A 13,434-nucleotide genomic window follows, 5' to 3' on the forward strand; every position below is an offset into this window, starting at 1 on the left:
GGTGGAAGACGTGACGAGAATAGGGAGACGCGACGTGACGGGACACATTCGCAAAGCCGGGCTCGGGACTGCATTGGCGCTGGCGAGCTTTACCGCTCAGCCCGCGCTTGCCGCTTCCGGCGGCGTGAGCTTCTGGCTTCCGGGCATCTTCGGCAGCTTGGCCGCCGTTCCCGTAACGCCTGGATGGGCCTACTCGACGATCTACCTTCACCTCAACGAAAAGGCCGGAGGAGGGCAGAACTTCGTCACCAGCGGCGGCATACCCGGCTCGGTGACCGCCGGCCTCAACGCACATGCCGACGCGCTCGTCATGGGCATCACCTACACCTCGCCGATGCCGGTGCTCGGCGGCCAAGCCGGCTTCACCGTGCTCACCGCGCCCGGCAACATTGGCGCCGGCATCGATGCGACGCTGACCGGTCCGCGCGGCAATACGATCTCGGGCAGTGCCACCGACAACCGCACGACGCTGACCGACGTGTTCTACCAGGGCACGCTGAAATGGAATCAGGGCGTCCACAACGAGCTGGTCTACATCACCGGCAACATCCCGAGCGGCACCTATGATTCCAGCCGGCTCGCCAATCTGAGTTTTGGCTTCCCCGCGATCGACGTCGGTGCCGGCTACACCTATCTCGATCCGAAGACCGGACACGAATTCTCGATCGTCGGCGGCCTCACCTATAGTTTCATGAACGGGGCCCTCCAGTATCAGAACGGCATGGATTTTCATGTCGACTGGGCTGCCTCGCAGTTCGTCAGCAAGAACGTTCACATCGGCATCGCCGGCTATTTCTTCCAGCAGATCACCGACGATAGCGGTCCCGGCGCCAAGCTCGGTGGCTTCCGCGGCCAGGCGGTCGGCATCGGTCCGCAGATCGGCTTCATGATCCCGATGTCCGACGGCTACCAGGGCTATCTCAATGTCCGAGGCTACAAGGACCTTGAGACCGAGAACCGGCCGAACAGCTGGTCGACCTGGGTTACTTTCTCGGTCTCGCCGGCAGCGCCCGCGCCGGCGGCGACGAAGCCCATCGTTCGAAAGTACTGATGGAGGCGTTCAGGCAGCTCCGATGACCGGAGAGAAAACCAGCAAACGCGTATTTCGCATTGGCTACCAGACATCGATCATCACGGTGTTCGTGGGCGTGGTGCTGCTTGTGGGCCTGACGCTGGTCTATCTCAGCTTCGAACGCGTGACCGCCATCACCAGGACGGCCGCCTCTGGCTTCATCGAGAAGGTGGCGCAGCTTGGCGCCGATCACATCGACGAGCAGTTCAAGAATGTCCGCGACAATCTCGACATCCTGTCCGGCCTGCCGCCGATCCAGGAGGCCGACATCGCGGACAATACGCGGCTCTACAGCCTGATGGCGGCGATGCTGCGCAACAACCCGCAGCTCTTCAACCTCTATGTCGGCTACGAGGACGGCTCGTTCATCGAGATGGACGTGATCGATCGGGCCCAGCCGTCGTTCCGGAAGGGTTTGAATGTCGATGAGGATGCAGCCTTCCGGCTGGTCGTGATCTCGCGCACGGCGGGGGCCGCGCCTGTCACGCAGTATCTTTCCGAAAACCTCATTCAGGTTGCCGAGGTCGCCGGACCCGCGAGCTACGACCCGCGGCAGCGGCCCTGGTATGTCGAGGCGTTCAAGAACGACAAGACGCTGTTGACCGGTCCTTACGTCTTCTACGCCACGGGCGAGCCGGGCTACACGCTGAGGACGCCGTTGAGGGAAGGGCGCCGCGGCGTCATTGCGGGTGATTTGCTGCTGAACCGGTTCGAGGACATGCTGGCGGAGCAGAAGCTCGGCCAATCAGGGCTGGCGTTCCTGTTCAACGATGCCGGGCGCATCGTCGGTCATCCCGAGATGAACCGCCTGATGGCGGAGATTCCGGAGCGGCAGGACGACTTGCCACAGATCGGCGCGCTCCGGCTGCCTGCGCTCGTGCCGGTCATCCGCTCCTGGCGGGACGGCGGGGCGGCCCAGCAGTTCTTTGCCGACGCGTCGGGCCGAACCTACGTTGCAGCGGTTCACAGGCTCGAGACGGCCGGCTCGGCCAATATCCGGATGGCGATGGTCGCGCCGCTCGACGAGTTCTATGCGCAGATCATCGACGAGCGCCGCACGCTGTTCGCGTTGGCGCTGGCCTTTGTCGGAGCCACGCTGCCATTTGCGTTCTGGCTGGGATCGCTGATGGCGCAGCCGCTGCGCAAACTGGCCGACGAGACCGACGCGATCCAGCGGTTCGAGATTACCGAGCGGCCGCGCGTCCATTCCGTCATCGCCGAGATCGAGGAGCTTGGCCGCTCGGTGTTCACGATGCGCAGCGTGGTCCGCAGCTTTGCGAGCTTCATCCCGCGCCAGATCGTGCGGCAGCTGATCGAGACCGGCTCTTCGCTCAGCCTCGGCGGCTCCAGGCGTGAGGTCACGGTGCTGTTCACCGACGTCGCCGACTTTACCGCCAAGACGGAGCGCGCCGACCCGTCGCAGGTGATGATCCACACCTCACGTTATTTCGCGGTGCTGTCGGATGAGATCATGCGGCACCAGGGCACGGTCGACAAATATATCGGCGACGCCGTGATGGCGTTCTGGAACGCGCCGGCCGACGATCCCGACCACACCGTCAATGCCTGCCGCGCCATCCTGGCATGCCTTGCGGCCAACGAAGCGCTCAACCAGGAGTTTCGCCGCGAGGGTTGGCCGCCCTACGACACCCGCTTTGGCCTGCATGTCGGCGATGCCGTGGTCGGCAACATCGGCTCGAGCGACCGGATGAACTACACCGCGCTGGGCGCCACCATCAACCTGGCGTCGCGGCTGGAGGGACTGAACAAGAATTACGGCACGCGCGTGCTGGTCAGTGCGGCGGTCCGCGCCAGCGTCGGCGATACATTTCTGTTCCGCAGCGTCGACAGCATCACGCCCAAGGGATTTGCCGACGCGATCGAAGTCAGTGAGCTCCGCGGCGAGCTGGCGCACGCCGATGAAGCCGAGGTTGCGATGTGTCGACGCTGGGATGAAGTCTTTGCGGCGATCGCGCAGGACGGCGCGGCCGAGACGACGCGGGTCCGGCTGTCGGCCTTCCTGCACGACTATCCCAAGGATAGCGTCGCGCTATTTCATGCCCAGCGATTTCGGTCCGCGGCCCGGAATGCGGGAGCGGCGGCATGAACATCTTCGGTGTCAATCGCCGGCAGTTGCTGCGGCACGGCGCGGCGCTGGCGGCCGCGTCAATGTACGCGGCGCCAGCCATCGCGCAGGCGCGCAGCAGAATTCGGCTCGGTTATCTCCACGTGGTCGCCGTAGACGGACACATCTGGACCGGGCTCGATCGCGGCTCGTTCGACCGCGAGGGGATCGATTTCGAATTGCACGAGTTCAACACCGGACCTGAGGTCTTCGAGGCGATGGCGCGGGGTGAGCTCGACGTCCTCTCGGCCGGCGGCGTCATCTCCAACTATCTGGCGCTCGGCCGCGGCCGGGGCTTTCTCATCAACGACATTGAGATCGCGACCGCGCAGCTCTGGGTCCGGCCGACGCTCGGCGTCAAGGGGATGGCCGATCTCAGGGGCAAGCGGATCGCGACGACGATGAAAACCACGGCGCACATTTTTCTCGATCGCGCGCTGCGGGCCAACAACGTCAATCCGTCCGAGGTCGAGATCGTCAACGGCAGCATGGCCGCCGCCGTCAAGGCGTTCATTGCCGGCGAGGTGCCGGCCGTTGCGCTCTGGGTGCCGTTCAACATTGCCGTCCGCGAGGCGTTGCCGGATGCGGTCAAGCTGGTGGACGCCTCCGCCTTCTACCCGCAATCCGCTGTGCTCGGCGGCTGGGCCGCGCGGATGGATTTTTATGCGGGGAACAGGGACGTGCTGGCCCGGATCATCCGCGCCTGGGCGGAAGCGAACGACCACATGGTGCGCAACCCGGCGGCCGCAGCGGAGGCGCTCCAGACACATTACGGGCAGTCGCGTCCCGCCGACATCGCGGAAGCCTTCAAGGCCCAGAAGCTCTATTCCTCGCGCGAATGGAAGCGGCTGTATTCCGACGGGACCGTCGTGAAATGGCTCCAGCAGGTCAGTGACTTCTTCATGACGGATGCCGGCGTCACCACACCCGTGCGGGCCGCAGACTATTTCGACACGCAGCTCTACCTTGCAACCGTCGCCTGAACTTGCAGGGGGCACAGGCTCGCACGGACACTCCCTTCGGGCCATGCATCGGCGTGCCCAGCATCCAGATCATATTTCAATGTGTTTTCAATATCCTGCGCCCGCATTCTAATGTAGCCGCGGCACCTCTTCAGGTGATATCCGCCCCAGCGCAGAATCGCACTCAAGCAGTTGTGTTTGTCGGGCGCGGTCGCGTCATGAGGGCGACGCCAATTCGACCCAATTCAAATCGAGCTTGGCAGGCGCCGGATCCTTACGGAGGTGATTCCAATGCCAGACGTCCTCGACCGTTCCGAAATGGCCCCCTCGATTCTGCCGGCGGACGTTCCCGAGCTCAGCGATGATGAATGCCTGGCCTGCCTCGCGCGCGCCGTCGAGGCGCACGATTCGGCGCGGCTCGACGAAGTCGCCGCATTGATCGGCCGCCTCGCAGTCACGATCGAATAGCTCATCGATCACCTTGACGCCTCGGGTTGCGCAGCCTGGTCCGCCGGGCCAACGGACGTGTTGCGTTTTCGCGGAGCCTGTTCCAAAGATGCCGCCAAATTTCGTCCGCGGCATCGTCCGCATTGCAGGGTCCGCAAATGTCCGGTTTCTCGACCGCGCGCCTAAAAATGGTCGATGGCCAGGTGCGCACCAATGACGTCACCGATCGCCGTATTCTCGACGCGATGCTCACAGTTCCGCGCGAGGCGTTCGTGCCGGTTGCCAGGCAGGCATTGGCCTATCTCGACCTCGATCTCGACGTGAGCGAAGGCGGGGCCAAGCGGTTCCTGATCAAGCCGCAGCTGACCGGTAAGCTGCTCCAGGCCGCCGAAATCGGCGAGGGGGACAACGTGCTGGTGGTCGGCTGCGCCACGGGCTACCTCGCCGCGCTGACGGCTACGCTCGCCCGTCAGGTCACCGCGACGGAATGTGATTCGGCCCTGGCCGCGAAGGCCAAGGATGCTTGCGCCAGCCTCGCCAACGTCACGTGCAAGGCCGCAGCCTGCGCCGAAGGGGATCCCTCTGCCGCTCCCTATGACGTCATTATCCTCAACGGCGCCTTCGAGGTGACGCCTGAGGCGCTGCTCGGGCAGCTCAAGGAGGGCGGGCGCCTCGTGGGGGTGTCGGCCCAATCCACGCCCCCCCGGGCCATGATCGTGACCCATACCCACGGTGAATTCGGCCATCGGGCGCTGTTCGATGCCGCAGCTCCGGTTCTTCCCGGGTTGGAACGGGCCGCCGCTTTCGTCTTCTGAAGTCCCGATTGAGGGCTTTGGCCCGTTAAAATCCCGTTCTGAATCAGAAGTGTGGCCCGGATGCTGCACGTGAAGAGTTTCCACCGGGAACTACCTTCAGGTGGTTCCGTTGCGCCAATTGGCGGCCTATGTTGCTGAGGGGCAACGACTCCACTCGGTAGACGGTATCCTAGCTCGCGGGCACGAGCGGGGCGTTAGAATGAACGGAATTTAAGGGATGCATGGGGTGAAGCTCTTCACCGGAGCTGCGGTTTCGGTCCTGCTGCTGGCGCTTGCCGGGCCGACGCCTGCCTTGGCGGACACGATCGAGGCCGCCTTGGTGCGCGCCTATCAGAACAATCCGCAGCTCAACGCACAGCGCGCCCAGGTGCGCTCGACCGACGAGAACGTGCCTCAGGCGTTGTCGGGCTATCGCCCCAGGGTCGCGCTGACGGCGAACGGCGGCTATCAATATCAGGATACGTTGAGTTCGCCGGGGCCGGGTAACACACCAATCAACGGGCCCAGCGTGCCGCGCAGCGTGGGTGTGACCGTCACGCAGACGCTCTATAACGGCAACATCACCGGCAACAGGACGCGCGCCGCCGAGAGCCAGGTTTCCGGCTCCCGCGAAGCGCTGCGCAGCCTGGATCAGAGCGTGCTGCTTCAGGGCGCGTCGATCTACATGGACTATCTGCGCGATGCGGCTACGCTCGAAGTCCAGCGCAGCAACGTGCGCGTGCTCGAGCAGACGCTGAAGCAGACGCGTGATCGCTTCAACGTCGGCGAAGTGACGCGCACCGACGTTGCGCAATCGGAAGCGCAGCTGGCGGCTGGCAAGACGCAGGCCCTCACGGCCGAAGCAAATCTCACCACGACGCGCGCGAACTTCCGCCGCATCATCGGCAACGAGCCGACGAACCTCGCGCCCGGTTCGCCGGTGGATCGTTTCTTGCCCGCAAGCCTCGCCGGGGCAGTCGAGCTCGGCCTGATCGAACATCCCAACGTCACGGCCGCGATGTTCGGCATCGACGTCAACTTTCTGCAGGTCAAGGTCGCCGAAGGCGCGCTGCTGCCGACGATCGCGTTGCAGGTGGGGGCCACGCAGGGGAACGAACAGTCCTTGATTCAATACAGGTCGTTCAACGCGTCCGCCATCGCGCAGGCCAATTGGCAGCTCTACGATGGCGGCAATACATATTCGCTGATCCGCCAGTCCAAGGAAAACCTGGCGCAGCAGCGTCTCAACCTCGAAACCACCCGCGACCAGACCCGCGCGACGGTCGTGCAGTGGTGGGGTTCGCTGCAGGCCGGCAAGGCCCAGGTGCAGTCCGCGCAGGCGCAGGTCACGGCGTCCGAGATCGCGCTGAACGGCGTGCGCGAAGAAGCCAAGGCTGGTCAGCGTACCACCCTCGACGTGCTCAACGCGCAGCAGGCGCTGGTCAACGCGCGCGTCGCGCTGGTGACCGCACAGCACGACCGCGTGGTCGCGTCCTATCAGGTTCTGGCCGCCATCGGCCGTCTGTCGCCGCAGGTCCTCGGCCTTGCGACCACGGTTTATGATGCGAGCGTTCACTACCATCAGGTCCGCGACAGCTGGGCCGGCGTGCGCACGCCTGACGGACGCTAAGGTCCGTAGTCATCCGGTCGGCCTCGCAAACAGCCGAGGCCGACTGGTGCTTTGCTTGCAATCATCAAAATCCCTGACATAGCCTTGCCAAGAAGATGCGGGTCGATTCGCCCGGCACCTGATGTCGTGTGCGTAAAGGCTTGAGTGCCGAGGGCAGGGGCGCACCGCCGCACGTTGAGCCGTGAACTGGGGACAAGTCGGGCCGCCGCGACGAAAATGTCGGGGCGTCCGTTGCGGAACCGGCCAATCCTGTCGTGCTTGGTGTAAAACAACGCATGCGAGGGCGTTGATGATGTGGAGTCGGAGATGACGCAGCCTGCAAAGGTCACAGAACCCTCGATGGAGGAGATTCTGGCCTCGATCCGGCGCATCATTGCCGACGATGAGGCCAAGCCGCCGCCGGCCGAAGCTGCCAAGCCAGCGCCCGCTGCAGCTGCGCCGAAGCCGTCAGCAATGAACGACATTCCGCCATCCAAGGTCGCTCCCGCGAAACCTGCTGCCGAGAAGCCCGCGCCGCCGCCGGTTGCGAAGCCGGCTCCAGCGCCGCCGCCGCCCGCACCTGCGGCGGATGCATCCAATAACCAGGACGATATTGATGCTCTGCTGGCGGGGCTGGACGCGGCTACGCCTGCGCCCGAGGTCCGTGCACCTGAGCCAGAGCCCGAACCTGAACCCGACGTGCTCGAATTGACCGACGAGATGGCGGTGGATCCGGAGCCGACGCCGCCTCCGCCGCCGCCGAGCTTCCGCAAGGTCGAGCCGCGCGACGATCTGGAATTCGCCGAATCGCCGCTGCGCCTGATGCCGTCATCGTCCTATGCGGCGGTGGACTACGATGCGCCGCCGGTACCGCCCCAACAGCCGATCCTGGCCCAATCGACGGTCTCGGCGGTCGAATCCGCCTTCAATTCCCTGGCCCACACGGTGCTCAGCAGCAATGCGCGGACGCTGGAAGATCTGGTCAAGGAGATGCTGCGTCCGATGCTGAAATCCTGGCTCGACGACAACCTGCCGGGCCTCGTTGAACGCATCGTGAAGGCCGAAATCGAGCGGGTCTCGCGCGGCGGCAGGTGAGGGCGGCTCCCGAGCCCTCATAAAGCCCCTCTTATGCGCCTGTTTGGCCCGCCGACCGGCCGGAAAGCCGTTTTTCCGCCGGGCTTTCCGTTGATCCTCTCCCGGACCTTTTCGTTGACTTGCCCCCCGCGCGCGGCTTTCTAGCAGCCCATGATCGAGAAAAATTACCAGCCCGCCGATATCGAAGCCCGCATGTCCGTCGTGTGGGAGGACAGCCTTGCCTTCAGGGCCGGCCGCCCCGACCGCCGCGACGCAGTGCCCTTTACCATCGTGATCCCGCCGCCGAACGTGACGGGCTCGCTGCATATGGGCCACGCCCTCAACAACACCCTCCAGGACATCCTGTGCCGGTTCGAGCGCATGCGCGGCCGCGACGTGCTGTGGCAGCCCGGCACCGACCATGCCGGCATCGCCACCCAGATGGTGGTCGAGCGGCAGCTGATGGAGCGCCAGCAGCCCAGCCGCCGCGAGATGGGCCGCGAGAAGTTTCTGGAGCGGGTCTGGCAGTGGAAGGCCGAGAGCGGCGACACCATCATCAACCAGCTCAAGCGCCTCGGCGCCTCCTGCGACTGGTCGCGCGAACGCTTCACCATGGACGAGGGCCTGTCGAAGGCCGTCATCAAGGTGTTCGTCGAGCTGCATCGCGACGGCCTGATCTACAAGGACAAGCGGCTGGTGAACTGGGACACCAAGCTGCTGACCGCGATCTCCGATCTCGAAGTACAGCAGACCGAGGTCAAGGGCAGCCTGTGGTATCTGCGCTATCCGATCGAGGGCAAGACGTTCAGCCCCGAGGATCCCTCGAGCTTCATCGTCGTCGCCACCACGCGGCCCGAGACCATGCTCGGCGATACCGGCGTGGCCGTGCATCCCGACGACGAGCGTTATCAGAAGCTGGTCGGCAAGAACGTGATCCTGCCGTTGGTCGGTCGCAAGATTAAGATCATCACCGACGAGTATTCCGATCCGGAGAAGGGCTCGGGCGCGGTGAAGGTGACGCCGGCGCACGACTTCAACGACTTCGAGGTCGGCAATCGCCATGGCCTGCGCCGGATCAGCGTGCTCGACAAGGAAGGTTGTCTCGATCTCCTCGACAACGAGGATTACCTGCGCGACCTGCCGGAAGGCGCTTCGCAGTTCGCCGAGGAGTTCAACAAGGTCGACCGCTTCGTGGCGCGCAAGCGCATCGTCGAGCGACTGGAATCCTTCGGCTTCGTCGAGCGGATCGAGCCGCACACCCACATGGTGCCGCACGGCGACCGCTCGAACAGCGTGATCGAGCCCTATCTGACCGACCAGTGGTACGTCGACGCCAAGACGCTGGCAAAGCCCGCGATCGCGGCGGTGCGTTCGGGCGAAACGACGTTCGTGCCGAAGAACTGGGAAAAGACCTATTTCGAGTGGATGGAGAACATCCAGCCCTGGTGCATCTCGCGCCAGCTGTGGTGGGGTCATCAGATCCCGGCGTGGTACGGCCCCGATGGCAAGGTGTTCGTCGCCGAGACCGAGGAGGAGGCCGTCAGCCACGCGCTCGGCTATTACGTCGAGCAGGAGGTCATCACGGCCGAGCAGGGCCGCGAGATGGCGCTCGACCGCAACAAGCGCGAAGGCTTCATCACGCGTGACGAGGACGTGCTCGACACCTGGTTCTCCTCGGCACTGTGGCCGTTCTCGACGCTCGGCTGGCCCGAGGACGCGCCGGAAGTGCAGCGCTATTACCCGACGAACGCGCTGGTGACCGGCTTCGACATCATCTTCTTCTGGGTCGCCCGGATGATGATGATGGGCCTGCACTTCATGAAGGAAGTGCCGTTCTCGACGATCTACATCCACGCCCTCGTCCGCGACGAGAAGGGCGCCAAGATGTCGAAGTCGAAGGGCAACGTCATCGACCCCCTCAACCTGATCGACGAATACGGCGCCGACGCGTTGCGCTTCACGCTGGCCGCCATGGCGGCGCAGGGACGCGACATCAAGCTCGCCACCAGCCGTGTCGAGGGTTACCGCAATTTCGCGACGAAGCTCTGGAATGCGTCGCGCTTCGCGGAGATGAACCACTGCGCCGTGCCCGAAGGTTTCGAGCCGGCGAAGGCCAAGGAGACGCTGAACCGCTGGATCGCGCATGAGAGCGCCCACACCACGCGCGAGGTGACCGAGGCAATCGAAGCCTATCGCTTCAACGACGCGGCCGGTGCGATCTACCGCTTCGTCTGGAACGTCTATTGCGACTGGTATGTCGAGCTCGCAAAGCCCGTACTGCTCGGTCCGGACAGCCCCGCCAAGGACGAAACCCGCGCCATGGTCGCCTGGGCGCGCGACGAGATCCTGAAGCTGCTGCACCCCTTCATGCCCTTCATCACCGAAGAGCTGTGGGAGGTGACGGCCAAGCGCGACGGCCTGCTGGCGCTGGCGCAATGGCCGCTGAAACCGTCCGAGCCGACGCCGGAGCAACTCGCGATGCTCGCCGCGGCAGCCGGGCCGACTGATCCGCTGATCTCGCCGGTCCTGATCATGCCGATCTTCGACCATGCCGACTTCACCGATCCCAAGGCGGAAGCCGAGATCGGCTGGGTGATCGACCTCGTCACGCAGATCCGCTCGGTGCGCGCCGAGATGAACATCCCGCCGTCGACGCTGACGGCGCTGGTGCTCGCGGGCGCCTCGACCGAGACGAAGGAACGCGCGCCGCGCTGGACCGACGTCATCAAGCGCATGGCACGGCTGTCCGACATCTCCTTCGCCGACCGCGCACCTGATGGTGCGGTCCAGCTCCTCGTGCGCGGCGAGGTGGCCGCGTTGCCGCTGAAGGGCGTGATCGACGTCGCCGCCGAGCGCACGCGCCTCGACAAGGAGATCGGCAAGGCCGACGCCGACATCAAGCGCGCCGAGTCCAAGCTGGCGAACGAGAAGTTCGTCGCCAATGCGGCCGAAGAGGTCGTCGAGGAGGAGCGCGAAAAGCGCGAGGCGGCGCTGGCGCGGAAGGCCAAGCTGCTGGAGGCGCAGGAGCGGCTGAAGCAGGCGTCGTAGAGCGTTTTCGAGCGAAGTGGAAACCGGTTCGCGTCAAGAAAACGCGTCAAAACTAGAATCTAGAGCCCGTTCCATCGGAACGGGTTCTAGGCCTCCTTCGGGAACGGCTTGCTCAAGAACTTCGAGCCCTTGACGCCATAGCGCCAGGGCAGCTCGACGGCCTTGGTGATGCCGATCCGGATCCCGGCCGCCACCTCGACCTCCTCTGTCCGCGCATGCAGCGCGATCGGCGGCCGGTCCAACGGCAGGGCGTTGTGCGCGATGGTGATGCCCAGCGCCTCGGTCAGCTTGCCGGGGCCCGAGCACAGCGCGTGCGCCTCCTGGAGATGGCGGCGGCGGCGCATCGCCGCCAGGCCATGCGTCGGCTCCAGTGCGCGGATCAGCACGGCGCTGGCGGAGCCTTCCTCCTCGCAGACGAAGTTCACGCACCAGTGAATGCCGTAGGAGCGGTAGACATAGGCAAAGCCGGGCGGGCCAAACATGATTTGGTTCCGCGGCGTCGGGCCATTGTAGGAGTGCGCCGCCGGCTCGGTATGATGATAGGCCTCGACCTCGACGATGAGGCCGCCGACGCCATTGACCAGCATGGTGGCCCCGATCAGGTCGGGCGCGACCTCGTGGACGCTGCGGCCGAAAAACGCACGCTTCAGGGCTTTGCCGAGCCGCGGTGGTGAGGCTTTCGATGTTGGAGCCATTCGAGGTGAGAATCGCCTGAGAACAGAGCAGGATATTGCCCATATCTGCCATGTTCCCTGAAGCGGCGCGAGCCGGGTTGCGGCAGGCAGCCAGACCGACTAGGTAGGACCTGAACAGACCGGACAGCCCATGGTCGTTATTGTCGACACCATCTCGAACCCGTTGCGCCCCCGCCACCCTGAAAAGGTGAATCGCCCTGATTCCGCTTCGCCGCCGAAGCCGGACTGGATTCGCGTGCGCGCTCCCAATACCCGCGGCTATGCCGACACCCGCAACATCGTGCGCGCCAACGGCCTGCACACGGTGTGCGAGGAGGCGGGCTGCCCGAACATCGGCGAGTGCTGGGACAAGAAGCACGCGACCTTCATGATCATGGGGGACACCTGCACCCGGGCCTGCGCGTTCTGCAACGTCAAGACCGGCATGCCCAATGCGCTGGATGCGGTCGAGCCGCAGAACGTCGCCGAAGCCGTCGCCAAGCTGGGGCTGGCCCACGTCGTCATCACTTCCGTCGACCGCGACGATCTGGCCGATGGCGGCGCCGAGCATTTTGCAGAGACCATCCGTGCGATCCGGGCCGCGTGCCCGTCGACCACGATCGAGATCCTGACGCCGGACTTCCTGCGCAAGGAGGGCGCGCTGGAGGTCGTCGTCGCGGCGAGGCCCGACGTGTTCAACCACAATCTCGAGACCGTGCCATCGCGTTACCTCACTGTGCGGCCCGGCGCGCGCTACTTCCACTCGATCCGGCTGTTGCAGCGGGTCAAGGAGCTCGATCCCACCATCTTCACCAAGTCCGGCATCATGGTCGGCCTCGGCGAGGAGCGCCACGAGGTGCAGCAGGTGATGGACGATCTGCGCTCCGCCGACGTCGACTTCCTGACCATCGGGCAATATCTCCAGCCGACCCGCAAGCACCACGCCGTGATGCGCTATGTGCCGCCCGACGAGTTTTCGTCCTACGAGAAGGTCGCCTACACCAAGGGTTTCCTGATGGTGTCGGCGAGCCCGCTCACCCGTTCGTCGCATCATGCCGGCGAGGACTTTGCGAGACTGAAGGCCGCACGGGCCGCGTCTGCCCGCTGAACCGCCATGCCCAAGTTTTCAAGCAAGCGCCGTGTCCATCACAGCGCGTCCGAGATGTTTGATCTGGTCGCCGACGTCGAGCGCTACCCGGAGTTCGTGCCCCTGTGCAGCGCGCTCAAGATCCGCCAGCGGATGGCCAAACCCGACGGCACCGAGGTGCTGGTCGCCGACATGACGGTGTCGTTCAAGCTGGTCAAGGAGTCCTTCACCAGCCGCGTGACGCTCGACCGCGCCAATCTGAATATCCGGGTCGAATATCTGCAAGGCCCGTTCAGCAACCTCGAGAACCGCTGGACGTTCGAGCCCAAGGGTGAGGGCGTCTGCGACGTCGGATTCTTCCTGGCCTACGAGTTCAAGAGCCGGATGCTGGCGATGCTGATGGGCTCGATGTTCGATGCCGCGTTCGCGCGCTTCTCCATCGCATTCGAGAAGCGGGCGGATGCGATCTACGGCCGGCCAAAGCTGGCGTCGTCGTAAGGCGTACTCTCTCCGCCGTCATTGCGAGGAGCCCTTGCGACGAA

Annotated in this window: 11 protein-coding genes; 10 read left to right on the forward strand and 1 reads right to left on the reverse strand. The window is 64.7% G+C overall.

Annotated elements, in window-relative coordinates; all coding sequences use genetic code 11:
• The first annotated feature begins 34 nt into the window (after positions 1-34).
• The 8 genes from CT676_RS01125 (at position 35) to CT676_RS01160 (ending at position 11,131) form a co-directional block, all read left to right on the forward strand.
• Positions 35-1,051, forward strand: a complete 1,017-nt coding sequence (locus CT676_RS01125; protein ID WP_135213606.1) for a transporter — start codon at positions 35-37, stop codon at positions 1,049-1,051.
• A 22-nt stretch (positions 1,052-1,073) separates the two neighbouring features.
• Positions 1,074-3,179, forward strand: coding sequence for an adenylate/guanylate cyclase domain-containing protein (locus CT676_RS01130; RefSeq protein WP_135213607.1), 2,106 nt, complete (start codon positions 1,074-1,076; stop codon positions 3,177-3,179).
• Positions 3,176-4,180: an ABC transporter substrate-binding protein gene (locus tag CT676_RS01135; RefSeq protein ID WP_135213608.1), complete on the forward strand. Its 1,005-nt coding sequence runs from the start codon at positions 3,176-3,178 to the stop codon at positions 4,178-4,180. The genes CT676_RS01130 and CT676_RS01135 overlap by 4 nt, the downstream gene beginning before the upstream one ends.
• Before the next feature lie 270 nt (positions 4,181-4,450).
• Positions 4,451-4,627 carry a hypothetical protein gene (locus tag CT676_RS01140; RefSeq protein ID WP_094183926.1) on the forward strand — a complete coding sequence of 59 codons (177 nt, stop codon included), beginning with the start codon at positions 4,451-4,453 and terminating at the stop codon, positions 4,625-4,627.
• Positions 4,628-4,764: 137 nt separating this feature from the next.
• Positions 4,765-5,421 carry a protein-L-isoaspartate O-methyltransferase gene (locus CT676_RS01145; RefSeq protein ID WP_167767893.1) on the forward strand — a complete coding sequence of 219 codons (657 nt, stop codon included), beginning with the start codon at positions 4,765-4,767 and terminating at the stop codon, positions 5,419-5,421.
• A gap of 217 nt (positions 5,422-5,638) precedes the next feature.
• Positions 5,639-7,030 (forward strand): TolC family outer membrane protein, encoded by a 1,392-nt coding sequence (locus CT676_RS01150; protein WP_071914064.1) that lies wholly within the window; start codon positions 5,639-5,641, stop codon positions 7,028-7,030.
• A 339-nt stretch (positions 7,031-7,369) separates the two neighbouring features.
• The gene (locus CT676_RS01155) at positions 7,370-8,104 is read left to right on the forward strand and encodes a DUF2497 domain-containing protein (RefSeq protein WP_223154042.1); all 735 of its coding nucleotides are present in this window, start codon (positions 7,370-7,372) and stop codon (positions 8,102-8,104) included.
• A 150-nt stretch (positions 8,105-8,254) separates the two neighbouring features.
• Positions 8,255-11,131 carry a valine--tRNA ligase gene (locus CT676_RS01160; protein ID WP_135213609.1) on the forward strand — a complete coding sequence of 959 codons (2,877 nt, stop codon included), beginning with the start codon at positions 8,255-8,257 and terminating at the stop codon, positions 11,129-11,131.
• An 86-nt stretch (positions 11,132-11,217) separates the two neighbouring features.
• On the opposite strand, the gene CT676_RS01165 is transcribed toward CT676_RS01160, so the two are convergent.
• Positions 11,218-11,826 (reverse strand): DNA-3-methyladenine glycosylase, encoded by a 609-nt coding sequence (locus CT676_RS01165; RefSeq protein WP_135213610.1) that lies wholly within the window; start codon positions 11,824-11,826, stop codon positions 11,218-11,220.
• A gap of 130 nt (positions 11,827-11,956) precedes the next feature.
• Here CT676_RS01165 and lipA point away from each other — a divergent pair, with 130 nt between their 5' ends.
• The gene (lipA, locus tag CT676_RS01170; RefSeq protein WP_135213611.1) at positions 11,957-12,913 is read left to right on the forward strand and encodes a lipoyl synthase; all 957 of its coding nucleotides are present in this window, start codon (positions 11,957-11,959) and stop codon (positions 12,911-12,913) included.
• A 6-nt stretch (positions 12,914-12,919) separates the two neighbouring features.
• Complete coding sequence (locus tag CT676_RS01175) at positions 12,920-13,390, forward strand: type II toxin-antitoxin system RatA family toxin (protein ID WP_071914058.1); 471 nt, start codon at positions 12,920-12,922, stop codon at positions 13,388-13,390.
• Positions 13,391-13,434: the final 44 nt, after the last annotated feature.

The organism is Bradyrhizobium sp. MOS001, from assembly GCF_004634465.1.
GTDB classification, from domain to species: Bacteria; Pseudomonadota; Alphaproteobacteria; order Rhizobiales; family Xanthobacteraceae; genus Bradyrhizobium; species Bradyrhizobium barranii.

Excerpts from the sequence above, each read along its gene's own strand:
- CT676_RS01165 (WP_135213610.1), bottom strand. The coding sequence starts at position 11,826 with ATGGCTCCAACATCGAAAGCCTCACCACCGCGGCTCGGCAAAGCCCTG.
- CT676_RS01130 (WP_135213607.1), top strand. The coding sequence starts at position 1,074 with ATGACCGGAGAGAAAACCAGCAAACGCGTATTTCGCATTGGCTACCAG.
- CT676_RS01135 (WP_135213608.1), top strand. The coding sequence starts at position 3,176 with ATGAACATCTTCGGTGTCAATCGCCGGCAGTTGCTGCGGCACGGCGCG.
- CT676_RS01140 (WP_094183926.1), top strand. The coding sequence starts at position 4,451 with ATGCCAGACGTCCTCGACCGTTCCGAAATGGCCCCCTCGATTCTGCCG.
- CT676_RS01155 (WP_223154042.1), top strand. The coding sequence starts at position 7,370 with ATGGAGGAGATTCTGGCCTCGATCCGGCGCATCATTGCCGACGATGAG.
- lipA (WP_135213611.1), top strand. The coding sequence starts at position 11,957 with ATGGTCGTTATTGTCGACACCATCTCGAACCCGTTGCGCCCCCGCCAC.
- CT676_RS01150 (WP_071914064.1), top strand. The coding sequence starts at position 5,639 with ATGCATGGGGTGAAGCTCTTCACCGGAGCTGCGGTTTCGGTCCTGCTG.
- CT676_RS01160 (WP_135213609.1), top strand. The coding sequence starts at position 8,255 with ATGATCGAGAAAAATTACCAGCCCGCCGATATCGAAGCCCGCATGTCC.
- CT676_RS01175 (WP_071914058.1), top strand. The coding sequence starts at position 12,920 with ATGCCCAAGTTTTCAAGCAAGCGCCGTGTCCATCACAGCGCGTCCGAG.
- CT676_RS01145 (WP_167767893.1), top strand. The coding sequence starts at position 4,765 with ATGTCCGGTTTCTCGACCGCGCGCCTAAAAATGGTCGATGGCCAGGTG.